Genomic DNA, 24,349 nt, shown 5'->3' on the forward strand with positions numbered 1-24,349 from the left:
AATGCTATGTTCATGATAATTCTAATCTTCTTAATAATAGTTATTGGAGGACCTCTTTTAATTTCATTTATAGTCTTTAAAATTATTAAAAAATATTATCCAAATAAGGCGTTAATGATTGGGTTGGTGGTTTTTGTTATTCCTTATGTGATAGTAGCATAATGATTTATATTGATAGCTTACCCCAAGATGATTTTTACACAGAAGAGTTTCAAACCATAACAGAACTTGAATTACCTAAAAGTGCTTATTTTAAGTTTAAAAAAGCAACATATCCAGATTTTCATGGTGAATATATGTCGGCTGCTGCGATATCTGTAAATAAAAATGATTTTAAAAAGCTACTTTCTGAAGTAAAAAATTCTAAAAAACTTATGGAGTATCAAGATACCGGCAGCAAACCTTACGACTGGATAAAAGCGCAAACAGGAGATCAAAATTACGTATTCTTTGCTTCATCAAATAAAGGTAATGATTATCATTTTATAGGTTTTTGTAAAGACGAAAAAACTATTATCATTCATTTAGTAAAATGGTAAGCATATAGTACACACTTACTAGTTAATCAACAAAAGCTGCATATCATATTTTTGAAATGTGGCTTTTTTGGCTACTTTTAGCTTCTACAAAAGAAAATAACATGAAAACCACACATATTTATTCGCTTAGTCTCTTATGTATAACTCTGGCTATGTTTTCTTGCAAAACAGACCAAAAAAGCAATACAACAATTACTAAAGAAATAAGTTTCACCAAAGAAGGAGAACTATCTTTGTTTACTTTAGAAGACTCAATCCCTAAACTTATTACCCAATTAGATATCGAAATTGCCGATTCGGATTATGAACGTGAGACAGGCTTGATGTACAGAAAAACTATGGAAAATAAACAAGGAATGTTATTCATATCTGAAGAAAATAAGGTTCAAAGCTTTTATATGAAAAACACACTAATTCCATTAGATATTATCTATATAGATCAAGGGCACAAAGTAGTAAGCATACAAAAAGAGGCAAAACCTCTTGATGAAAAATCTTTAGTTTCAAAAGGTCCTGCCAAATACATTCTTGAAGTAAATGCGAAACTAACTGATCTCTGGAATCTTAAAACAGGGGATTCTATTTCCTTTTCAAAACTTTAGATACTAAATCTTCTTTTATCATATGACTAACCTAGTTTTAAAAATAGTACTTGTCCTATGTATTTGTTCTGTAACACATATCGGCGCTCAAGAAAAAAATGGAGCCACACAAAAACATAAAACTATAGTTAATGAAACTATTGATAGACTAACAAAACTACAGGGAGATTATTACAACAAAGGTGAATACGAACGATTCAAAATATTTACAGATTCTATTTTACGTATTGCAAGAAAAAATAATCTAAAGGAGATTGAAATTGATGCAATCACTCGGCTAGGGATTTACTATAAAAAGAAAGCTGAATATGACAAAGCTTTAAACTACTACCTGAAATCTTTAGAATTAGTTACATCAATACCTGAAAGCTACAAGAGGCGCACTGTTATTTTAATTAACCTGGGAAATATCTATAATGAGATTGAATATCACAATAAAGCCAAATTAGTATTTGAAGAAGCACTAGGGTATATAAACAAGCACGAGGGACCAGACATATATAGAATGGCTACTTATTCAGGTTTAGGAGAATTAACCGTAGCCAATACTAAATATAAAGAAGCATTAGAATACTTCAAAAAATCAAAAGAAATAGGAGAAAAACTTAGACGCAATGATATCATTGTATCTGCTCTAAATAGTATAGCCGATAGTTATTATCAATTAAAACAGTATGAGCAATCTGTAAAGTATAGTGAAGAAGCATTAACACTAAATGATCAAAAACTATCTAAAGAACTCAATGCATCAACCCATTATAATATGGGTAGTGCACTGATAAAACTTAATCGATTAGAGGAGGCAGAAAAACCCTTACAAGTGGCTTTGGGACTGGCTTTTACGTATGAGTACAGAAGAACAGAAATGTATACGCACAAAAAGCTTGCTTACATATACGACAAACTTGGAAAGTTTGAAAAAGCTGTAAATCATCAAAAAGGCCATGATCGTGTAAAAGGATTATACTATAATTCTTTGTCCAAAGCCAAACGTTTAGAAACGGAAATAGAGATAAAAAAAATCGAAGAGGACTTAAGAGAAATATCTAGAGAAAAAAAGATACTCTATCTATCTAGTATTATTTTTATTTCAATACTGCTATGCGTATTGTTTTATTACCTTAGAAAGAATAAAAGAGTTAGTCAAGAAGCCGAGCAGTTAAAAAAGGATCGGATACTTTTAAGGAATGAAAATGAAACACTGAAAACAAACCTACAGATTCTTGCTAAACAAAATTTAGCCTTAAGTTCATCAAAAGAAAAAACTCAAATTCCTTATCAGAAATCTTTATTGTCACAAAAAGATAGAGAGATTTATATGAAAAAGATTCTTGATTATATGGATAACGAAAAACCTTATTTAGATTTTGAAATCAAACAATCAGATATAGCCAAAAACTTATCTATGACCATTCATCAATTCTCTGAAGTATTAAATGTATGTCTAGAAAAAAACTTTAATAGTTTTATAAATCTTTATCGCGTAAACGAAGCTAAAAACTTAATAAAAAATCCAAAATATAAAGACTTCAAAATTTTAGCAATAGGATATGAAGCAGGTTTTAATAGTAAAACATCTTTTAACAGAGTATTCAAACAACTAGTGGGGAAAACTCCTTCAGAATACAGAGAAGAATCTTTAAAACTTATAACATTATAAGGATTTATAGTTCCTTTGAAAAAGTCAATCAATATTTACAAGATATTCTTACACTCGCTCAATCCAAAGTATAAGAGTATCAATGAATATCCTAAAATTGTCTAGTCAACATTGATTATAATAATAGTAATAATTATACCTTTTTTACAAAAAGAAGTCTAGTTAGTTTTATCTCTCCACTAGTTAAAGAGTTCTAACACATCCACATACTTCAGAAGATATTGATATTCAGACAAATACACCAACAAAAGATAATTATATACAACCATAAGGTAATTTAGTTAAAGTTTTCGCTTGTTTTAAACAATAACTTGTTGTTAACTAACACTTAACACAAATATCACTATGAAAACAAAGTATTTATTTACCCTACTTGTTTATTTAACATTTCTGGGAGTAACCGCTCAATCACCTATACAACAAAACCCCGGAGCGTGGGAAGCTGTACCCGAAATTACTGATGAATTTAACAATCCATTAAACACTAACAAATGGAAATTCGGACACCCATTTTGGAAAGGAAGAACACCTTGTTTATTTGGTCAAGGCAGAAATGCCTATACTAGAGATGGAGAGTTATGGATGGAAACGTCTGTCCAAAACAGAAATGGTCAGGGAGATTATCTTAGATGTGGTGCTATATATAGCGCATCGAAAGCCATGAAACAAGGAATGTATATAGAAGCTCAATACAAGGCCTCTGGATTACGAATAGGTTCGGGGTTCTGGTTAGTAAACAATGATCTGGATGCTAACCGTAGAGCCGATGAAATCGATATTCAAGAAGCATTTGGAGGTATTGCTTCAAGAAATCAACATAATACAAACGTTCACAATCCACAACCTAATTTTACAAACGATCAACCACAACCGCAATCATTTACCCTACCTAACGGAAAAACAGTTAGTACTGATTTTGTAACCTACGGATTACATTGGGTCGGTAGAAGTCGAATTCATTTTTATTTAGATGGAAATTTAGTAAGAGACTTAGTTACAAACAGCACTCTTGAACCCATGCATGCTTTGCTTAATACAGAAACCTATAGTTGGATGACACCTTTTCCTTCTATCCAACAGGTCGAAGGTGCTATAGATAACAGATACCAAAAGGTTGCTAGGTTTAAATACATACGAACTTGGAAACCAAAATCTGGGGGCGGTAACCCTCCTGGTGGCTCTGGATGGGTCGAAATTGGTGGAGGCGCTTCAAACGTATCTGTTGATAATGCTGGTAAAGCCTGGGTAGTTGCCGCAGGTGGACAGATGTATGCAAGAAATGGTAATTCTTGGAGTTTCATTAGAGGAAATGTACAAGATGCTGGTGCAGGACTTGGTGTTTCAATTACAGAGACAAATAGCCAGATTTCTTCAAAAAATAATAATAGCATTAATAATAACTTTAGTAGATTAGGAGGTACAGCATTAAAAGTAGATGTAGACAATCAAGGTAGAACATGGGTAGTGAATGCTGGCAATCAGATTTACAGGAGAGATGGAGGAAACTGGACACGAATTCCTGGCAATGCCGTAGATATTGGTTGTAGCGGTACTAGTGGTTCTATATACAGAGTTGATTCTAATGGTAGAATTTTCTTTTATAATAACAACAGTTGGTCTCAAACCAGTGGTGGCGGAGCAACAAGAGTTGATGTTGATAAACAAGGAAGAGCATGGGTAGTAACTAATAATAACACCCTTTATAGATATAATCCTTCTAACAATACTTGGACCAATATGAGACAAAATGTAAATGATGTCGGATGCGGTACAGATGGATCGGTATGGATAACAGACGTAAATACCAAAATTTATAGAATGGCCAATGCTGCCAAGTCTGTAAAAATAACATCAGATACCGGCGCTTTTAGCTTATCTGCGGTACATGAAAGGTATGGAAACATTGATTTAAATATTAAGTCTCAAAACGGAGGCGATCTTAAAGTTGATGTATATAGTGTTTTAGGTTCAGGTCAAAAAGTATATTCAAAATCTTTTAACACTCCTTCGACAAATCTAACTGTTCGACTAATTGAAGGAACTTTAGCTTCTGGAATGTATATTGCCAAAGTTGTACTTAATGGTGAAACTAAAACGATCAAATTTGTTTTATAACCTATTCAATATTTAAAAAGTATGATTGGTTTTCACTAAAACATTAGTATTGGTATTAACATTAAAACCCCCCAAGAATTTAATTCTTGGGGGGTTTTTAATGTTATCAAAGACGTATAGTCAAAATTCTATAATAGTCTCTATCAATATTTAAAAAAAGGGTTCAACTATAAAAGTTAAACCCATTGAAATTACTTTTTCTTTTCTTCTTCTTTTGGTGCTTTATCTTTAAGTCCAACTTTCCTAATTGTATCATGCATTATTGGTGTTGCAATAAACAATGAAGAATACGTACCTACTAACACCCCTATTATTAATGAAAACATAAATCCTCTTAAAGGCACAGCAAATATAAAGATAGCTATAAGCACTAATAAAGTAGTTAACGAGGTGTTTAACGTACGACTTAATGTACTATTTAAAGCTCCGTTTACATTTTTATCTAATGACCAGCCAGTATGTTCTTTAAAAAACTCTCGAATTCTATCAAATACTACCACCGTATCATTCAATGAATATCCAATAACCGTTAATATGGCTGCAATAAATGCTTGATCAATTTCCATATTAAACGGCATGAACTTATAGGTAAGTGAGAAGATCCCTAATACAATAAGAACATCGTGGAATACAGCGGCTACTGCTCCTAAACTAAATTGCCATCTTCTAAATCGTAATAAAATATACATAAACACTACAATTAATGACCCTAATACAGACCAAAAAGCTGCTTGTTTAATATCATCGGCAATAGTAGGTCCAACTTTCATAGAACGCATAATACCCACTTGCTTATCTTCATCCCCATTAGTAAATTCATCATACGTTAATCCATCTGTTAAATACGGTTGTAAAGCAGTATATAATTTATTAGAAATTTCTGCATCTATTTCTTCACCAGTTTCATCAACCTTATATTTTGTTGTAATTTTTAATTGATTATTTGATCCATATATTTTTGCTTGAGCACTCTCAAACGTTGCGATAAGATCTTTTTCAACATCTGTAGGTACAACATCTTTTGCAAAACGTACAGTATATGTTCTACCTCCAACAAAATCAACTCCATAATCCAACCCTTGAGTTGCTAATGACCCTGCTCCTGCTAAAATGATCACTAAAGAAATTGCGTAAGCAACCTTACGTTTCTTTAAGAAATCAATATTTACATTTTTAAACAAGTTCTTAGTTGCTCCCGTAGAGAATGCAAGTTCTTTACCATTTTTACCATAACCATCAATAAACAATCTTGTTACAAAAATCGCTGTAAATAATGATGTAAGAATACCTATTAATAATGTAGTTGCAAAACCTTTAATTGGACCTGTACCAATAATCAATAAGATTAATCCTGTAAGACCTGTAGTAATGTTTGCATCTAAGATTGAAGATAATGCATTACTAAATCCATCTTTTATAGCATCGGCTTGTGACTTGCCTTTAGCAAGTTCTTCTCTAATTCTTTCAAATATTAACACGTTTGCATCCACCGACATACCAATGGTTAATACAATACCTGCAATACCAGGTAATGTTAATACTGCTTTTAAACCAGCTAATACACCAAAAATAAATAGAATATTAACTACTAAGGCTACATCTGCAAAAGCACCTGCTTTACCATAGTAAAATATCATCCAAATTAATATTAATACTAATGCAATAGCAAATGACATAATACCACTGTCAATAGCTTCTTGACCTAAAGATGGTCCCACTACTTCACTTTGGATAATATCTGCTGAAGCTGGTAATTTACCTGCTCTTAATACATTTGCTAAATCTTGCCCTTCTTCAATAGAAAAATCTCCGGTGATCTCACTTCTTCCTCCACTAATTGCTCCTGTAGTAACACCTGGTGCAGAATACACTACATTATCAAGCACAACTGCAATTTGACTTCTTTGCGTAAATGCTCGACCTGTCATTTCTTCCCATTTCTTAGCTCCTTTACCATCCATTTGCATAGTAACAGTAACTTTACCAACCTGATTAAATTCTTGTCTTGCATCTGTAATAACTCCACCACTTAATTCTGGGCTATTATCACGATTGCCTTTAATAGCATATAAATCTAAAATCTCAGAATCTTTTTCTGCTTTACCCCATGCAAATTTCGCATATCGCTGCTCTGCAGGTAATAGTGCTCTTACTTTTGGATCATTAAGATATGCCATGAACTGATCAGCATTCTTTTTTAATACAGAAACAAGTACTGGACCTCCTTGACCTCCTTGACCAGCAACAAGATCAAATAATGGATTTACTTGTGTTTCTACATTTGTTGAATCTTCTGCATCTGCTAATAGATCATCAATTGCAGCATCTGCATCTGTTTTAAGAGAATCAACTTGAGTCGTATCTATGTTTGTACTATCTACTTCTGTATTCTCCTCAACATTTTCCTTAATCTTCTCAACCTTATCAGTTTGTTCTTTTAATAAGTTATTGGCAGAAAACAAGAAAGAGAACATTTCTTCAGACTTGTACACGTCCCAAAATTCAAGTTGAGCTGTACTAGTTACTAAACTTCTTACACGCTCAATATCTTTGGCACCTGGAAGTTCAACCAAAATACGCCCTGATTCTCCCAGACGTTGAATGTTTGGTTGAGTAACCCCAAATTTATCGATACGTTTACGTAACACTTCAAATGCAGAAGCAATAGACTCATCTATTTTCTTTTTAAGCACTGGCTCTACCTGATCGTTTGTCATATCATAAATGATATCATCACTCAGGTTTTTGTTTGCAAAAATATCTGGAGATGCTAATTTTGCATCAGGAATTTTTTCGAACTCAGAAAAGAAATCGTCTATATAGTTATTTTGACTATCCTTTTGTAATTCATCCGTTGCAAGTAATGCTTGGTTAAAAGATGGATCTTTAGAATTATTCGCCAACCCTTTTAAAATGTCTTTTACAGAAATTTGTAGAATAACATTAATACCTCCTTCAAGGTCAAGCCCTTTATTAAGCTCTTTATCCTTTGCATCGTTATATGAAATACCAGCAAAGATTTCTTCTTTACCAATAGAATCTAAATATACACGTTGTGCTACTTCTCTTAATCTAGAAGCATCTTCTCCTGGATGTTTTTGTATAGCATAAGCCTCTGCTTCTTTTTCTTTTGTGTAGGTCAAATACGTATATGATAATTGGTAAATACATACCAAACCAAATAAAACCGCAAATATCCTAACAATACCTTTATTTTGCATTATTGAGTTATTTTAGTCAAATCTATACAAACAAGCATCTTTATAGCTCATTTAAGATTTGACAGTTGTTTATAAATTATTTACTTTTTTGTGATTGAGTGTTATCAGTTTATTGACAACAGCTCTATTGAAAAGTTAACCTGCTTTTTGGCATCACTTTACAAAAGTGATGTGTAACTTTTAATAAAAAACTATAGTAGTAGGGAATCTTTAAAAGCTTCGAATTCCAATTAAGAAATTGGGCCAGCTCTTACCTCGGGAATTACATAAGAAATAGTATCTATTGCTATTGCAATACGATCATTTACTTTTTGAGCTACTCTAACGCGCCGGTATACATCATCTTCGTTTGATAGTGTAATAAAGTTAAGGGCACTAAAATTAGCATATCCTTCTTGTTCTATTTCTAAAACATATTTCCCATTAAAATCAACATCAGAGTCTAAGCTTTTCTGAAGTTCATAGACATCTAGATTATAGTCTTTAAGATTTTTGTGTTTAGGAAACTGGTTTTCTTTATTATTTTGATCATATAAAACATGATCAAGCGCTATATTTTTTTCTTTAGATAGTATCTTTTTTATAAAACTCGCATCTGCATCACTGTAGTAAGAAATTTTAAGTTTTCCTTTTTCTAGTTCTTTAGAAATTTTTGGATTTTTTACTCCTAAAGATTCTAGTTTTATTTTTACTGATGCTACGGCATTTTGAGCTTCCTGAGAACTAATCTCTATATCAACAAATTCTAATACAATTTCTTGATTTGGTATAACGGCATTATCCTGCATTACAACAAGCGCTGTAAATGCAGTAATCAAAATTCCGAAATACCATTTTTTCTTCATCGTCGCAAATATAAAAAATATAAACTGCATTTATAACGTCTTCTTACAAATATCTATTGCCCTTTTTCTAACACTAGTAACTATTTGACATGCAAAAACTTAAAACCAACAAACCCATCTAAAATCACAAAAACAATCAATTAAAACTGTAGCCACAGTATTTCTAAACAAAAAAAGGAGCTACTTCATTCAGTAGCTCCTTATTCTAAAATATTGTTATTTAGATTATAATTCTAATAATCCATTTGTTTTCTTAACACCTTCAGCACTTTCTGCTAATTTTGCTTTTTCAGCATCGCTAAGATTTATTTCTACTATTTTTTCGATACCATTGCTACCTAAAACAACTGGAGCTCCGATACAAAGATCATTTAACCCGTACTCTCCTTCTAAAAGTGTAGAACAAGGAAATATTTTCTTTTGATCACAAGCTATTGCCTGCACTAATCCAGACACTGCGGCTCCTGGTGCATACCAAGCAGATGTTCCTAATAATCCAGTAAGTGTAGCTCCACCTACTTTGGTATCAGCTGCTACTTGCTCTAATCTTTCATCAGAAATATATTCTGAAACAGGAACACTATTTCTAGTTGCCAATCTTGTTAAAGGAACCATTCCTTTATCACTGTGACCACCAATTACCATTCCGTCTACATCAGATATTGGTGCTCCTAAAGCTTCAGCTAATCTATATTTAAAGCGAGCGCTATCTAATGCTCCACCCATACCTATAATTCTGTTCTTAGGAAGGTTTGTGGTTTTATGCACTAGATACGTCATTGTATCCATAGGGTTACTTACTACAATAATAATTGTATTTGGAGAATGCTCTATCAAACTAGAAGAAACTGTTTTTACGATCCCTGCATTGATTCCTATTAACTCTTCTCGTGTCATTCCTGGTTTACGAGGAATTCCTGAAGTAATTACAGCAATATCACTCCCAGCAGTTTTAGAATAATCCCCTGTAGTTCCTGTTATTTTTGTATCAAATCCGTTTAACGACGCAGTTTGCATAAGATCCATCGCCTTACCTTCTGCATATCCTTCTTTGATATCTAACAATACTACTTCTGAAGCAAAATTCTTTATGGCAATATACTCAGCACAACTTGCACCTACTGCACCAGCTCCTACTACTGTAACTTTCATGATATATTTTTTTGAATGAAATTAAAAATTTATTTGTCCCGCGAAAATACGAATTCTTTAATGAATTAATTAACAAATAAAGTGTTAATTACCAGCCAAAACTAAGTCCTAAAGACAGATTATTAAAATTCTGAAGTGTATAATCCAGATTAGCTTTAAAAACTCCAAAAGTCGCTCTAGCTCCTAAAGTCGCCTTTACTCCTTTTGTTTTTGTTTTAACACTAATAGGATCTGTAATTTCATCTGAAGTGAATGGTCCATTTTGAATTTGATATGTCCCTAATAAATCTGCATTATTAGCACCAAAATAATACCCTAAACCACCATAAAAATTGAAAACAGGCATTTTGGTGGATACAATCGTAGTAAGTAACCAAGAGTTAGAATTTAAGCGAACTTCTTGATCTGTTCCTACAACGCCGGTATTTGCATTTAAATCATAAAATCCTTTTACATTTGTATACCCAATTAGGGCTGCAAGTTTAACTGGCCATCTTCTTAATGAATACACCCAATCTGTAACTTCGTGTTGAAATGCTATACCATATAACTGTATCTCTGCATCTTCTACTGCTTTTATTCTAGGTAAAACACGTATCTTAACCTCGGTACTTTTTATTAATCCCATTGATGCTTGAATAAAGCCCGACGGTAAAGATTTAATTACAGAACTCCCTATACCATCTGGTAACACAACTTCTAACTCAGAAGCTTGTCCTTCATTAATAATTACAGAAATATTATCTGTATTATTTCCTAACGTACTTGCTACTGATTGACTAAACTGACCATTACTAAAGGTCAAATTATCATACTCGACTACATTTAAAATAAAGGATTGCTTATCCTCTCTCACAAAAGAAAGGTTACCCACAAATCCCACTTCGAAATGCCAAAGTTTTTTTGTTTTTGCTGTTGTATACCAACCGTTAGACATATTATTAATCAGAGCTTCGCCAGCAGGGGCAAAATAATCCTCACTAAACTTCTGTGCATTTTCGACACCTATTTCAAGGATTTGATCGATATCTGTTTGAGAAAAGGTAACTTGACTCAAACACAAAAAGATTAATACTGTAAGTTTTTTCATAAGTTTAGATTTAATAGGCAGTGCAATATAAAAAAAATCCGCTATACCAAGATATAGCGGATTTTAAATACGTTTTTAAAATACTATTTATGCATCAATATTAGCATAAACGGCATTCTTCTCGATAAATTCTCTACGTGGAGGAACCTCATCTCCCATAAGCATTGAGAAAATTCTATCTGCTTCTGTTAGATTATCTATTGTTACCTGTCTCATTGTTCTAAACTCTGGATTCATTGTAGTATCCCACAACTGTTCTGCGTTCATCTCTCCAAGACCTTTATATCGTTGAATTTTCGAATTTTCTCCATATTCTTTAACGATTCTATCGCGTTGATCATCATTCCAAGCATATTGTTTTTTAGCTCCTTTTTTCACTAAATACAATGGTGGTGCTGCAATATAAATATGTCCCGCTTCAATTAATTCTTTCATATAACGGAAAAAGAAGGTAAGAATCAAAGTAGAGATATGACTACCATCGACATCGGCATCACACATAATAACTACTTTATGATATCTTAATTTTGAAAGGTTCAATGCTTTACTATCCTCTTCTGTACCAATTGTAACACCTAAGGCAGTAAATATATTTTTAATCTCTTCGTTTTCAAAAACTTTATGATGCATGGCTTTTTCTACATTCAATATCTTACCACGAAGTGGAAGAATTGCCTGAAACATACGATCACGTCCTTGTTTTGCAGTTCCACCTGCCGAATCACCCTCGACAAGAAACACTTCACATAATGCAGGATCTTGCTCTGAACAATCCGAAAGTTTACCTGGTAAACCACCAATACTCATTACGGATTTACGTTGTACCATCTCACGTGCTTTTTTGGCAGCATGACGTGCCTGAGCAGCAAGAATTACTTTTTGCACAATGGTTTTGGCATCATTAGGATTTTCTTCAAGATAGTTTTCTAACATCTCAGACACAGCCTGAGACACTGCAGATGTTACTTCTCTATTTCCTAATTTGGTTTTTGTTTGCCCTTCAAACTGTGGCTCCTGAACTTTTACAGAAACAATTGCCGTTAATCCTTCTCGGAAATCATCTCCCGCTATTTCAAACTTTAATTTATCTAATAACCCCGAAGCATCTGCATATTTTTTAAGAGTAGCTGTTAACCCTCGTCTAAAACCAGAAAGGTGTGTACCTCCTTCATGAGTATTAATATTATTTACATAAGAATGTAAGTTTTCTGCATAGGAGTCATTATAAATCATAGCAACTTCTACAGGAATATCATTTTTCTCACCCTCCATAGAAATCACTTCTGCAATGATCGAACTACGACTAGCATCTAGAAATCTTACAAATTCTTTTAATCCTTCTTGAGAGTGAAAAGTTTCGGAAACATTATTTCCTTTTTCATCCTGATGGCGCAAATCTGTAAGCGTTATTGTAATACCTTTATTAAGGTATGCCAATTCTCTCATACGACTTGCCAAAGTATCATAATTATACTCTAGTGTTTGTGTAAAAATACTGGCATCAGGCTTGAATGTAACTATTGTACCATTAAAATCAGTATCTCCTGTTGATTTTACAGGGTATACAGGCTTACCTCTTTCATACTCTTGCTCCCATACCTTACCATCTTTATGCACAATTGCATGCAAATGATCAGATAATGCATTCACACAAGAAACTCCAACCCCGTGCAAACCACCAGAAACCTTATATGAATCTTTATCAAATTTACCCCCAGCTCCAATCTTTGTCATTACAACTTCAAGAGCAGAGACACCTTCTTTTTTATGTATCCCTACAGGAATACCACGACCATTATCTTTGGTTGTGATAGAATTATCTTCATTAATAGTAACATCTATAGCGTCACAATATCCACCTAGTGCTTCATCGATAGAATTATCAACAACCTCATATACTAAATGGTGCAAACCACGAGACCCTACATCTCCAATATACATCGACGGACGCATACGTACGTGCTCCATTCCTTCGAGTGCCTGAATACTGTCTGCTGAATAGTTTTTCTTATTAGCTTCTTCGCTCATAAAATATCCCTTATTAATTATTTTATTTTTTTGACAACAAACAAAGATAAAAAAACAGTAAAAGGATGAAAGCGTTTTACCAAAGATGATTTAAAGAGTTATCAACAATTCGTTAAGAAAAGTACCAGAAAAAGAAAAAACTCGCTTAAAATAGCTAAAAACAACCTTAAACAAGATTTGCTGTTATTTTATAATTTCTATAACATTTCTAAAACTCGATCTGGAGGCTTTAAAATCATTATCATAATTTCTTTGTATCGGTCTACTTTATATTTCCCAACCTCGACCCTCTTTTAGTGTGATCGTTTTCAACAATACATCCCATCAAATTTTTAATTATTTATACAAGTACTATTATTTAATTTACAAATTCAAAAAAAACGAATACGCTTAATAACTAATCCCTAACGAATAATCAACTGTTAACAGGAATTAACACTATTTACAATACTTTTAACCCGCTCATTTGAAATAACGGGCTCATCAAATCAGTTATCAGCACTGAAATAATTTACAAACTCAAAACAATTAATTTAAAAAATGAAAACTAAAAATCTTATTAATCTTGCTAAAGTTTCAGCATTAAGTTTGGGACTTTTCTTTACCTCTTGTTCTAATGAGAGTATTGAAGACTTACCAGAAGAAACAGGCGGAGAACAAGAACAACTTGTTGACAAATATTTTAAAGGAGACCTAATACAGGTTGAAGACATAGGAAACAATACTTTTAAATTTGGAGATGTTTTATTTGACTCAGCTCAACTTTCTGATGAAATAGTAGCGTATGACGCGAATCCAGAACCAGGCGCAGGTTTAAGTTCAGATCCTAAGTTAGGATTAGCTGGAGGTGTTAGAAAATGGCCCAACAATACCATTATTTATGTTCTAGACAACAGTTTATCAAGTAATCAACGTCAAGTTACTTTTGATGCTATGGATGAATGGAAAAACAAAACTAATATTCGTTTCAAAGAAAGAACTAATGAAAGTTTTTATGTAACAATCCGTAACAGTGGTGCTCAATGTAATTGTGCCTCTGCATCTCTTGGAGTTCAGGGTACTCGTGGTACTATCAATATGGGAGTAAGAACTGGGTTTGGAGTAATGACACACGAAATCGGGCATACTTTAGGGTATTTACATGAGCAAAATCGTAGTGACAGGGATCAATTTGTTCGAATTTTTCCAGAAAATATTCAAGATGGAGCTATTAGCCAATTTAGAGTGGATAACAACTCAGTAAATCCAGGAAGATTTGATGTAGAATCTATTATGATCTATAGTAGTTTCACATTTTCTAAAAATGGACAACCGGTAATGTTAGAATTAGACGGTAGTCGTATACCGTTTAGATCAAGATTATCTGCTGGTGATATTGCAGGAACCAACCAATTATACCCAGGTGGTGACGGTGGTGATGGCGGTGGAGACACTGACACTTGCGAAGGCGTTGACGAATGGGTAAGAGGAAGACAATATACTGTTGGAGACAGAGTAACCTACAGAGGTTCTTTATATGAAAGAGATTTTTCTAGATGGAATCGTATCAAAGAATGTGATGCAACAACTCCTCAAGATATTTGCGAGGGTGTAGCCGCATATAATAGAGGTACAAGATATAGAGCTGGAGATCGAGTTACTTTTCAAGGATTCTTATACGAGTTACAAAGTAATGGAAGATGGTCTAATTTAGGACAATGTGCTAATTAAGAACATTTTTAAATTCATTATAACATTAAGGCTATGGTTTTCACCATAGCCTTTTTTAATACGCTTAAGTTTTGATTTAAAACAATTTTAATTTCTTTGCTTTTCACACTATCACTTACTCCTATCGCGATGAAAAAACTGTTTTCAATTTCTCTATTATCTCACCACCCTTAAATCCAAGCAGACAAAACATACAAAAGACGCTGTTTTGCACTCCAACCATTCAAAACACATCAATACCATAAGTATAAAAATACTTAAACAACATTAAATTTAAGTCATAACAAACGAAAACCCCGAAAGATTTTTCGGGGTTTTACTTCTCAATTTACTCAACTTTCAGCTATAAAGGCTGTTGGTTATCTTAAATATTTTAATACGCTTCATCGTGTACATTAGCCACTGCTCTTCCACTTGGGTCATTCATGTTTTTAAAGGCTTCATCCCACTCTAATGCAATTTTAGTACTACAAGCAACAGATGGTTCTTGCGGCACACTTAAAGCTGCTGCATCGCTAGGAAAATGTCCTTCGAATATTGTACGATAGTAAAACTCTTCTTTGTTTTGTGGTGTTTGTATCGGGAATCTGAAATGTGCATTTGCCATTTGTTCATCAGACACCTCGTTATCTACCACCATTTTTAAAGTATCTATCCAACTATACCCTACACCATCAGAGAACTGCTCTTTTTGTCTCCATGCTACACTCTCTGGCAAGTAAGACTCAAATGCTTTACGAATCACCCATTTTTCCATTCGTTCTCCATTGATCATTTTATCCTTAGGATTGATTCGCATTGCTACATCCATAAATTCTTTATCCAAAAATGGCACACGTCCTTCAATACCCCAAGCAGCCAATGACTTATTAGCTCGTAAACAATCGTACATATGTAGTTTATCTAATTTACGTACTGTTTCTTCATGAAATTCTTGTGCATTAGGAGCTTTATGAAAATAAAGGTAACCCCCAAAAATTTCATCTGCACCTTCGCCGGATAGTACCATTTTCACGCCCATTGACTTAATCACTCTTGCCATAAGATACATTGGCGTAGACGCTCTAATAGTTGTGATATCATAGGTTTCTAAATTATAAATCACATCTTTAATCGCATCTAATCCTTCTTGTATTGTGAATTTTATTTCATGATGTACAGTACCTATATGGTCAGCTACTTTTTGTGCCGCAGCTAAATCTGGAGATCCTTCTAACCCCACAGAAAAGGAATGCAATTGAGGCCACCAAGCTTCTTTAGTATCTCCAGACTCTATTCTTTTTTCTGAATACTTCTTTGCTATCGCAGAAGTTACAGAAGAATCTAATCCTCCTGACAAAAGAACTCCGTAAGGGACGTCAGACATCAATTGTCTATGAACCGCAGCCTCTAAAGCATCTCTAAGCTCATCTATACTAGTTTGGTTTTCTTTTACTGTTTCATACTCTGACCAATCTCTAACATACCATTTTTTTAACTCACTATCGTTACCATATAAATAATGACCTGGAGGAAACAATTCAATTTTTGAACAAACACCTTCTAAGGCTTTAAGTTCTGATGCTACATAAAATGTTCCGTTTTGATCCCACCCCATATATAATGGAATAATCCCCATATGGTCTCTAGAAATTAAATAAATATCTTTTTCTACATCATATAAAGCAAAAGCAAAAATACCATTAAGATCATCTAAAAAGTCTACTCCTTTTTCTTTATAAAGTGCCAATATGATTTCGCAATCAGATTCTGTTTGAAAATTATATTTACCTTCGAATTGCTCACGCAACTCACTATGGTTATAGATTTCTCCGTTTGCTGCTAGTATTAACTTTTTATCCTCGCTAAATAAAGGTTGTTTTCCTGAAACTGGATCTACAATTGCTAAACGCTCATGAGCAAGTATTGCATTTGTATTTGAATATATACCGCTCCAATCCGGGCCTCTATGACGAATTTTTTTTGACATTTCTAATAATTGAGGTCTTAACACCTCTGAATCTTGCTTTAAATCAAAAGCACATACAATTCCGCACATAATCTTCTTTTTCTTTTATTTGAGAATTCAAATATGAGATATAGATTACATTTATTAAACATTAAAACATCTTTTAATTAATAATTATAACTAAAACAAGATTATTAATAACGAATAACAACTATTTTATTAAAATTTTGAAGACATACTATCAATCTGTTATTCTTAATATTTAACAGAAATTATAGACTCGATTAACATTTAGCTTGTAAGTTCGCCTATATCTTTACGTCAATAATTAAAATAAAATCACTATTATGAAAAAATCACTCTTACTTGTAGCCATTATGCTATTAGGTAGTTTATCTACTATTACTGCGCAAAAATTTGCTGGATTACAAAAAAGTCCAACAGATATTACATATGCTAAAGCAGATAGAAATGCTGCGCCAGCAATTAAAGTTGTTTATAGTCGTCCTCAGAAAAAAGGAAGAAAAGTCTTTGGAGAATTAGTAAAATTTGACAAGGTTTGGAGAACCGGGGCTGACGAAGCTACTGAGATTAAGTTCTTTAAAGATGTAAAAATGGGAGACAAAACAGTAAAAGCTGGAACATATTCACTTTTTACTATTCCTGGAGAAAAAGAATGGACAATTATACTTAGCTCTACTCTAGATGTATGGGGTGCATATACATATGACGAAAGCAAAGATGTTGCAAGAATAAAAGTACCAGCTGCTTCTGGCGACGCTTTAGAAGTATTTTCTATAGCCTTTAAAAAAGTAGACAAAGGTTACCACATGGTTATGGGGTGGGATACTGCACGTGTAGAAGTTCCTTTTTACCTATAGTAAGTATATATAAAAAGATAGCTCGGTAACTAAGTTACCGAGCTATTATTTCTAATGATCATTCAAGCCCAAAATGAATGATTATACTATTATCAAATGATAATACAATTTTTTCCTTAGATATCTTATCTGTGAATAGCGTGACTCGACGCCCCTGGTAATTCAGATAAAAAATCCATTACAATCCTAAAAGTAATTCTAAATTTTGTGTAAAATAGCCCCATATTTTTATTTTTAATTAATTGAACAAATATAACATCTTAATAACATGATGTCAATGATTTATATATAAATTAGTTATAATTTAAGATTTTATCGATAACATACACAGAGTGACAAAAACTAACAATCATATTTACAAGTAATTGTTATTTTTTACAAAGATAAATAGGGTAATTTCCCCAAAAATATTATCTCTTTTATTTCAATATTGACAACAATTTAATCCCAAATTCATAAAAATCATCTATGAATTGCATTACTGCATGCTGCTGGTAATTGTTTCAAAAATTTCTTTAAAGCCTTTATATCTATAGTGATTATTCCGTAAAATAGCTTCATAATCAATTGGTTTTTAATTTTTTACAAAAATTAGTACAGTGTACTACTAAAAGATATTATCAAAAGTATTTATTTCCCTAACTAAACGCATTTCAAAGTCCTTCTCGAAACAAAACACATTAATTAATTTAATATCAGTTTATATATGTGTGTTTTTTTTAATGCACCGGGTAATTTCCCTTAAATTATCTATGTATCAATTCCCTAATTTGTTATTTACAAGCGCTTCTTAAAGAATAAAGAAGCAAAAGATAAACTAGTAAAATCTACCTATGAATTGCATTACTACTTGCAGCAGGTAATTCTCCAATAAATCTTTTTAAAGCTTTTACATTAATTACTAAAATACCGAAAAAAAGTTTCATAATATGTTGATTTATAATTTGTTACTATTTGCTTTACAAAGATACATTGCATCTTACAATTCAATAAAAAAATTAACATTTACTCTTAATCGTTTTAGATATAAAACATGTTAGCTTAGATAAAAAACATAATAAAAGCTTATGTTGCTAAATAAAAATAAGAAAATTCTTACTTAAAAAAGTGCTGTTTTAGGGGTATTCTCCCCCTTTTTGACATACTTTTCAATCTTAGTTTTTGATGTTATATCATTATACTAGGATAAAAAACAATGAACTTTACAGAATAGAAAGTAATTGTGACAATTAAACACCTCATTATTTTTCACGTAGTCTATTTTAAATTACTATACTATTAGACCACTGGTTTAGGATTATAACATAAAACCATACTTAGCAAACTAAGGAACTCTGTCTAAATCTATTTTATTAAATGCTTTTTTATAGAGAATACTTAAATAAACATATTAATTTCTGAAGTTTATTAAAATAAAGAGAGATTATCAATTATGATAATCTCTCTTTATACTATACCAATTGCCTAAGCAATACTAAAATTCTAATGTCATATTAGGATCTTATTATTATTTACGCATTGCATATCTAGATGCACCAGGTAATTCGCTTAAAAAATTAACGAAAGTTTTGAAATTTGATTCAAAAATAGTGTAGAATTGTTTCATAGCCCCTTGATTTTAAATTACTTATTTAAAACTAACAACAATTAGTTTTTATTCCAAATAAATGTTAAAATAAAAGATAGAAAATCGACAGAATAATTATTGAATAAGATTATTGGTAATAAAAATGTAAATTTTTAACAATTTAAGTAAGGAATTACTCACTTTTTAACATTAAAAACTAAGGGAGATTTCTCTATTTCTTACGGAAAAACCGTAAAGTATTTATAATCAAACACTTGTGTTTTCAACAAAATCTCTATATTGTTATTTACCTTACTTTTTTTACGGGATATTTAAGTACTTATGCGTCTGTAAAGACACTCTCCATTTTGGATTCTTCATTACAAAATCTACCATAAGAGGTATCATTTTATCTCTCACACTCCATTCAGGTTGTAAATACAATATACAATCTTCTGAAACTTTAGCAGCTTGCTCCTCTGCAAATGCAAAATCACTTTTGTTATAAATGATACATTTTAATTCATTGGCCACCCCATAAATTTGTTTAGTAGGTCGTTTTACCTTTTTAGGAGAAAGACAAATCCAATCCCAGTCACCGGTAAGAGGATACGCTCCAGAAGTTTCGATATGAGTTTGGGCACCTTTACTTTTAAGTCCTTGAGTAAGCAATGTCATATCCCAAGTAAGGGGCTCTCCTCCTGTTACAACAACTACATTACTATATTTCAAAGCGTTATCAACTATTTTTTCTGTAAGCGTAGGAGGATGTAAATCTGCATTCCAACTTTCTTTTACATCACACCAATGACATCCTACATCACAACCTCCGATTCTAATAAAATAAGCGGCCGTTCCTTTATGATATCCCTCTCCTTGTATTGTATAGAACTCTTCCATTAAAGGAAGCATTTCTCCAATATTTACCAATTTTTGTACACTCTCTTGCATAAGAGCGCAAAGGTACGCAACATAAAATAATTATTCTTGAAATCTTTAGTATCAATACAAAAGCTGTATTACTTTTTAACGGCGATACATTCTATTTCTATACTTGCTCCTACAGCAAGACCTTTTGCAGCAAAAGTTGTACGCGCTGGTTTCTGAGGAAAATATGTTTTATATATTTCATTAAATGCAGAAAAATCATTTATATCTGCCAATATTACGGTACACTTAACTACATCATTCATAGTCAGACTATGATGGTTTAAAACAGCTTTAATATTTTCTAACGTTTGTTTTGTTTCGTTTTTAATTCCTCCTTCAACTAATTTCCTGGTAGTATGATCCATACCCACCTGTCCTGATAAAAAGTACAAATTACCTACTTGAACTGCGTCTGAAAACGGAGCTCCTTCTTTTTTAGGCTCATGGGTTTTATGAAAAGTAACTTCAGTTGACTGTGCATTGCAACCTATACCCATTAAAAAAAGACAAATGATCATCACTAATTTTTTCATAAACTTAATACTATTAAAAGTTCTAAATTAAACGTATTTTACATTAAAAGTAAACTATAATTTCTATAGAAAAGTTAAGATTCCTATTTTTATCAAAAATTAAAGCTATTATGAGTGACCATCAAGAATTTCTGGATCATATTAATGAAGGTTATAAAACCAAAGGTGATTTTTTAACCATGGGAGCTGCCATGCATGAAGGCGAAACTGTTACAAATGCTCATGTTAAGGTGCCATTAAAAACATTAAACCGCCATGGTTTGATTGCGGGAGCAACGGGTACAGGAAAAACTAAAACGTTACAAGTAATAGCAGAAAATTTAAGTGATCAAGGAATACCGGTCCTGTTAATGGATATAAAAGGAGATCTTAGTGGTATTGCGGCTGCAAGTCCAGGACACCCTAAAATCGATGAACGCCATGAAAAAATTGGAATCCCGTTCGAAGCAAAAGGGTTTCCGGTAGAGATTTTATCGTTATCAGAACAAAACGGTGTTAGACTTAGAGCTACTGTTAGTGAATTTGGACCTGTATTACTATCTAGAATTCTGGATGTTACGACTACACAAGCAGGTATTATATCTGTCATATTTAAATATTGTGACGACAACAAACTACCTTTATTAGACCTAAAAGATCTAAAAAAGGTACTACAATTTGCTACACAAGAAGGAAAAAAAGAATTAGAAAAAGATTATGGTCGAATTTCTACAGCCTCTACTGGGGCTATCTTGCGAAAAATAGTAGAACTAGAGCAACAAGGAGCTGATCTATTTTTTGGAGAAACATCCTTCGATGTTCAAGATTTATGTAGATTAGATGATAACGGAAGAGGTATGATCAACATTATCAGGTTAACTGACATACAAGATAAACCAAAGTTATTTTCAACCTTTATGTTGAGTCTTCTTGCTGAAATATATGGTACTTTTCCTGAGCAAGGTGATAGCGGAAGACCCGAATTGGTAATATTTCTGGATGAGGCACATTTGATTTTTAAAGAAGCTTCGAATGCACTAATGGATCAAATCGAAAGTATTGTTAAATTAATACGCTCTAAAGGAGTAGGTTTATATTTTGTAACACAAAACCCAACTGATGTTCCTGATGGAATTTTAAGTCAACTAGGGTTAAAAGTACAACATGCTCTAAGAGCTTTTACTGCAAAAGACAGAAAGGCCATTAAACTCACTGCAGAGAATTACCCGGATTCAAAATATTATGACACCAAAGAAATACTAACATCCTTAGGGATTGGAGAAGCATTGGTATCTGCTCTTGACGAAAAAGGCCGCCCCACCCCTCTAGCTGCTACAATGTTAAGAGCACCCATGAGTAGAATGGATGTGTTAACCGATAGTGAATTAAAAGACCTATTAAAAAGATCTAAACTTTCTTCAAAATATAATAAAGAGATTGATAGAGAAAGTGCCTATGAACTTTTAAATGAGAAAATAGAAAAAGCTGAAGCTGACGAAGCTAAAGCGGCAGCAAAAAAAGAACGAGAAAAACTTGAAAAAACCTCTTCCGGCTCTAGATCTCGAAGAAGTAGAACAAGTGCAACAGAAAAAGCCGTTATCAAAGTTTTAACCAGTGCAACTTTTATTAGAGGTGCATTAGGAGTCCTAAATAAGTTATTAAAATAATTTTCGTTTACATATAAAACCAAATTATTTAATCAATTATGAAAAGTAGAATTTTTCAAACAGCACTGGCATTAGTACTTATATTAAGTTGCCAAAAAGAAAAAAAACAAAACCCTTTTGAAATTTCGATCAATAGGATTGGATTATTAACAAATGAAATCCCTATTAACAAATTAGATTCTATTTTTGCAAATGATTCTATTGCCAAAAGTTCTCCTGATAATAAATTATTAGGCACCACAAATGAAATAGAGATTTATGAAAAAGGAGGAGCTAAATTACTTGTTCTTGAACCTAAGAAAGACACAGACGTTTCTTCTACTATAGGGAATATACAGGTTATAGACCCTAGATATAAGACAGCTTCAGGTTTATCCTCTAACAGTACTTTTAAAGATATAAAAGAACAATACAATGTTTCTAAAATTAATAATACATTAAGTACTGCTGTAATTTTTGTGGATAGTCTACAAGCTTATTTTACTATTGACAAAAAGGAGTTACCCGAAAAATTTAAGTTTAATACAGATTCAAAAATTGAAATTTCAGATATTCCTGATACTGCTAGAATTAAACATTTCTGGTTACAATGGGAATGATAATTAAATGAAGATGGCAAAAAAATATACAGTTCAAGATTCTCCTTTTGTGGTACCTACAACCGATGGTAAATTAATTGAAGAGCATTTTGGTAAAGCTACAGATGGTAATTCTAAAATTAGTATTGCACATATGATAGCACCACCTGGTTGGAGTGAGCCGTTTCAAACTCCAGAATTTGATGAGTACACTTATATTATAAAAGGTAAAAAGCAATTCACTATTGATGGAGAAATTGTAATATTATCATCAGGTCAATCTATTAAAATTGAAAAAAACACTAGGGTTCAATATACCCAACCCCTTTGACACAGTTTGCGAATATCTGGCAATTTGCACACCTGCATTTACACCAGAATCTGTACATCGAGAAAATGAATGAAAGAAAAGTTTAAAAAACATCTACCCGTCTTGATTGGAAAATATTTCCAATTCTTATTCTTTTTTTTCCCTAAAAAAGCAATTCGTAAAGCGTATACATTATTTTGTACTCCTAGAAAAGGTAAGGTATTACCTGAACAAGAAGATTTTTTAGAAGATGCCAAAGATGAATTAATATCACTAGAATCTTTGCGTCTTCAAACCTATAGATGGCCTAGTCTTGGGGAAACAATATTAATGGTTCACGGATGGGAAAGTAATACACACCGCTGGAAAAATATTATACAAAAATTACACAAAAAAGGATATAACATCATCGCTTTTGATGCGCCTGCACATGGCAATTCATCGGGTAAAATCTTAAATGTACCTTTATATACAGAATGTCTTCAAAAAATGATAGCCTTATATCGTCCAAATCACATTATAGGTCATTCTGTAGGTGGCATGACTACCATATTTCATCAATACACCTATCCTGATCAAGAAATAGATAAGCTAGTAATTCTGGCTCCTCCATCAGATTTATCAAGAATTATGAAACAGTATCAAGGAATATTGAAACTTTCTCAAAAATTCATGCAAGCATTAAATCAATATTTTAAGGATAAACATGGACATTATTTTGAAGAGTTTACAATTTCTGAATTTGCAAAAAAAATTTCTCAAAAAGGGCTTTTAATTCATGATAAAAACGATGACATTGCACCTTATGCAGAAGCAGAACGAATAGCGAATAATTGGAGCGGAATTAATTTTATTACAACCGAGAATTATGGGCACTCTCTCTTCTTTAATGAGGTCGATACTATGATTTTGGATTTTTTAAGCAAATAATCAATATCGTATTGATGTTATTATATAAAGTACTAATATTCAAAAACCAATAATTAGGTATTCA

Annotated in this window: 18 protein-coding genes and 1 pseudogene; 11 read left to right on the forward strand and 8 right to left on the reverse strand. The window is 32.5% G+C overall.

Translation table 11 applies throughout. The annotated features are described in order from the left end of the window. The first annotated feature begins 12 nt into the window (after positions 1-12). The 5 genes from AWE51_RS26430 (at position 13) to AWE51_RS09270 (ending at position 4,916) form a co-directional block, all read left to right on the forward strand. On the forward strand, positions 13-162 hold the full coding sequence (locus tag AWE51_RS26430; RefSeq protein WP_157766054.1) for a hypothetical protein: 150 nt from the start codon (positions 13-15) through the stop codon (positions 160-162). Continuing rightward, the gene (locus tag AWE51_RS09255; RefSeq protein WP_066312564.1) at positions 162-539 is read left to right on the forward strand and encodes a hypothetical protein; all 378 of its coding nucleotides are present in this window, start codon (positions 162-164) and stop codon (positions 537-539) included. Before AWE51_RS26430 ends, AWE51_RS09255 begins: the two co-directional genes overlap by 1 nt. 101 nt (positions 540-640) lie before the next feature. Further along, positions 641-1,141 carry a DUF192 domain-containing protein gene (locus tag AWE51_RS09260; protein ID WP_066312735.1) on the forward strand — a complete coding sequence of 167 codons (501 nt, stop codon included), beginning with the start codon at positions 641-643 and terminating at the stop codon, positions 1,139-1,141. 22 nt (positions 1,142-1,163) lie between these two features. Next, entirely contained in the window at positions 1,164-2,801 is a 1,638-nt protein-coding gene (locus AWE51_RS09265; protein ID WP_066312566.1) for an AraC family transcriptional regulator, read from the forward strand. 345 nt (positions 2,802-3,146) lie between these two features. Beyond that, positions 3,147-4,916: a tectonin domain-containing protein gene (locus AWE51_RS09270; protein WP_066312568.1), complete on the forward strand. Its 1,770-nt coding sequence runs from the start codon at positions 3,147-3,149 to the stop codon at positions 4,914-4,916. Positions 4,917-5,107: 191 nt separating this feature from the next. On the opposite strand, the gene secDF is transcribed toward AWE51_RS09270, so the two are convergent. The 5 genes from secDF to gyrB all read right to left on the reverse strand — a co-directional run bounded on the left by secDF (position 5,108) and on the right by gyrB (position 13,252). Next, complete coding sequence (secDF, locus tag AWE51_RS09275; RefSeq protein ID WP_066312569.1) at positions 5,108-8,137, reverse strand: protein translocase subunit SecDF; 3,030 nt, start codon at positions 8,135-8,137, stop codon at positions 5,108-5,110. Between the two features lie 230 nt (positions 8,138-8,367). Then, positions 8,368-8,982, reverse strand: a complete 615-nt coding sequence (locus AWE51_RS09280; RefSeq protein ID WP_118502711.1) for a hypothetical protein — start codon at positions 8,980-8,982, stop codon at positions 8,368-8,370. Between the two features lie 225 nt (positions 8,983-9,207). Continuing rightward, a complete protein-coding gene (mdh, locus tag AWE51_RS09285; RefSeq protein ID WP_066312572.1) occupies positions 9,208-10,134 on the reverse strand; it encodes a malate dehydrogenase in 927 nt (308 codons plus the stop codon). A gap of 88 nt (positions 10,135-10,222) precedes the next feature. Next, positions 10,223-11,224, reverse strand: a complete 1,002-nt coding sequence (locus AWE51_RS09290) for a DUF6588 family protein (protein ID WP_066312573.1) — start codon at positions 11,222-11,224, stop codon at positions 10,223-10,225. Between the two features lie 87 nt (positions 11,225-11,311). Beyond that, complete coding sequence (gyrB, locus tag AWE51_RS09295) at positions 11,312-13,252, reverse strand: DNA topoisomerase (ATP-hydrolyzing) subunit B (RefSeq protein WP_066312574.1); 1,941 nt, start codon at positions 13,250-13,252, stop codon at positions 11,312-11,314. A gap of 540 nt (positions 13,253-13,792) precedes the next feature. Between gyrB and AWE51_RS09300 the strand changes: the two genes are divergently transcribed. Next, a complete protein-coding gene (locus tag AWE51_RS09300; protein WP_066312577.1) occupies positions 13,793-14,962 on the forward strand; it encodes a M12 family metallopeptidase in 1,170 nt (389 codons plus the stop codon). Between the two features lie 373 nt (positions 14,963-15,335). Here AWE51_RS09300 and asnB read toward each other — a convergent pair whose 3' ends face one another. Further along, positions 15,336-17,000, reverse strand: a complete 1,665-nt coding sequence (asnB, locus tag AWE51_RS09305; protein WP_066312578.1) for an asparagine synthase B — start codon at positions 16,998-17,000, stop codon at positions 15,336-15,338. A gap of 257 nt (positions 17,001-17,257) precedes the next feature. Here asnB and AWE51_RS09310 point away from each other — a divergent pair, with 257 nt between their 5' ends. Continuing rightward, positions 17,258-17,791, forward strand: coding sequence for a DUF2911 domain-containing protein (locus AWE51_RS09310; RefSeq protein WP_066312579.1), 534 nt, complete (start codon positions 17,258-17,260; stop codon positions 17,789-17,791). Positions 17,792-19,679: 1,888 nt separating this feature from the next. Here the strand turns inward: AWE51_RS09310 and AWE51_RS09315 are convergent. Together AWE51_RS09315 and AWE51_RS09320 are read right to left on the reverse strand one after the other, a co-directional pair. Beyond that, a complete protein-coding gene (locus AWE51_RS09315) occupies positions 19,680-20,309 on the reverse strand; it encodes a 7-carboxy-7-deazaguanine synthase QueE (protein WP_066312581.1) in 630 nt (209 codons plus the stop codon). A 68-nt stretch (positions 20,310-20,377) separates the two neighbouring features. Beyond that, positions 20,378-20,821: a RidA family protein gene (locus AWE51_RS09320; RefSeq protein WP_066312585.1), complete on the reverse strand. Its 444-nt coding sequence runs from the start codon at positions 20,819-20,821 to the stop codon at positions 20,378-20,380. Positions 20,822-20,931: 110 nt separating this feature from the next. On the opposite strand from AWE51_RS09320, the gene AWE51_RS09325 reads away from it, so the two are divergent. The 4 genes and pseudogenes from AWE51_RS09325 (at position 20,932) to AWE51_RS09340 (ending at position 24,285) form a co-directional block, all read left to right on the forward strand. Then, positions 20,932-22,467, forward strand: a complete 1,536-nt coding sequence (locus tag AWE51_RS09325) for a helicase HerA-like domain-containing protein (protein WP_066312587.1) — start codon at positions 20,932-20,934, stop codon at positions 22,465-22,467. 38 nt (positions 22,468-22,505) lie between these two features. After that, entirely contained in the window at positions 22,506-23,066 is a 561-nt protein-coding gene (locus tag AWE51_RS09330) for a hypothetical protein (protein ID WP_066312589.1), read from the forward strand. Between the two features lie 13 nt (positions 23,067-23,079). Continuing rightward, a pseudogene (locus tag AWE51_RS09335) lies at positions 23,080-23,449 on the forward strand (cupin domain-containing protein). Beyond that, entirely contained in the window at positions 23,446-24,285 is an 840-nt protein-coding gene (locus AWE51_RS09340) for an alpha/beta hydrolase (protein ID WP_066312591.1), read from the forward strand. The pseudogene AWE51_RS09335 and the gene AWE51_RS09340 overlap by 4 nt, the downstream one beginning before the upstream one ends. The last annotated feature ends 64 nt before the right edge of the window (positions 24,286-24,349 follow it).

It is taken from the genome of Aquimarina aggregata (assembly GCF_001632745.1).
GTDB lineage: Bacteria > Bacteroidota > Bacteroidia > Flavobacteriales > Flavobacteriaceae > Aquimarina > Aquimarina aggregata.

Bases quoted from the DNA above. Each gene is read 5' to 3' on its own strand.
- secDF (WP_066312569.1), bottom strand. From the start codon at position 8,137: ATGCAAAATAAAGGTATTGTTAGGATATTTGCGGTTTTATTTGGTTTG.
- AWE51_RS09265 (WP_066312566.1), top strand. From the start codon at position 1,164: ATGACTAACCTAGTTTTAAAAATAGTACTTGTCCTATGTATTTGTTCT.
- AWE51_RS09290 (WP_066312573.1), bottom strand. From the start codon at position 11,224: ATGAAAAAACTTACAGTATTAATCTTTTTGTGTTTGAGTCAAGTTACC.
- AWE51_RS09325 (WP_066312587.1), top strand. From the start codon at position 20,932: ATGAGTGACCATCAAGAATTTCTGGATCATATTAATGAAGGTTATAAA.
- AWE51_RS09280 (WP_118502711.1), bottom strand. From the start codon at position 8,982: ATGAAGAAAAAATGGTATTTCGGAATTTTGATTACTGCATTTACAGCG.
- AWE51_RS09270 (WP_066312568.1), top strand. From the start codon at position 3,147: ATGAAAACAAAGTATTTATTTACCCTACTTGTTTATTTAACATTTCTG.
- AWE51_RS09320 (WP_066312585.1), bottom strand. From the start codon at position 20,821: ATGAAAAAATTAGTGATGATCATTTGTCTTTTTTTAATGGGTATAGGT.
- AWE51_RS09300 (WP_066312577.1), top strand. From the start codon at position 13,793: ATGAAAACTAAAAATCTTATTAATCTTGCTAAAGTTTCAGCATTAAGT.
- gyrB (WP_066312574.1), bottom strand. From the start codon at position 13,252: ATGAGCGAAGAAGCTAATAAGAAAAACTATTCAGCAGACAGTATTCAG.
- AWE51_RS26430 (WP_157766054.1), top strand. From the start codon at position 13: ATGATAATTCTAATCTTCTTAATAATAGTTATTGGAGGACCTCTTTTA.
- AWE51_RS09315 (WP_066312581.1), bottom strand. From the start codon at position 20,309: ATGCAAGAGAGTGTACAAAAATTGGTAAATATTGGAGAAATGCTTCCT.
- mdh (WP_066312572.1), bottom strand. From the start codon at position 10,134: ATGAAAGTTACAGTAGTAGGAGCTGGTGCAGTAGGTGCAAGTTGTGCT.
- AWE51_RS09255 (WP_066312564.1), top strand. From the start codon at position 162: ATGATTTATATTGATAGCTTACCCCAAGATGATTTTTACACAGAAGAG.
- AWE51_RS09330 (WP_066312589.1), top strand. From the start codon at position 22,506: ATGAAAAGTAGAATTTTTCAAACAGCACTGGCATTAGTACTTATATTA.
- AWE51_RS09310 (WP_066312579.1), top strand. From the start codon at position 17,258: ATGAAAAAATCACTCTTACTTGTAGCCATTATGCTATTAGGTAGTTTA.
- asnB (WP_066312578.1), bottom strand. From the start codon at position 17,000: ATGTGCGGAATTGTATGTGCTTTTGATTTAAAGCAAGATTCAGAGGTG.
- AWE51_RS09260 (WP_066312735.1), top strand. From the start codon at position 641: ATGAAAACCACACATATTTATTCGCTTAGTCTCTTATGTATAACTCTG.
- AWE51_RS09340 (WP_066312591.1), top strand. From the start codon at position 23,446: ATGAAAGAAAAGTTTAAAAAACATCTACCCGTCTTGATTGGAAAATAT.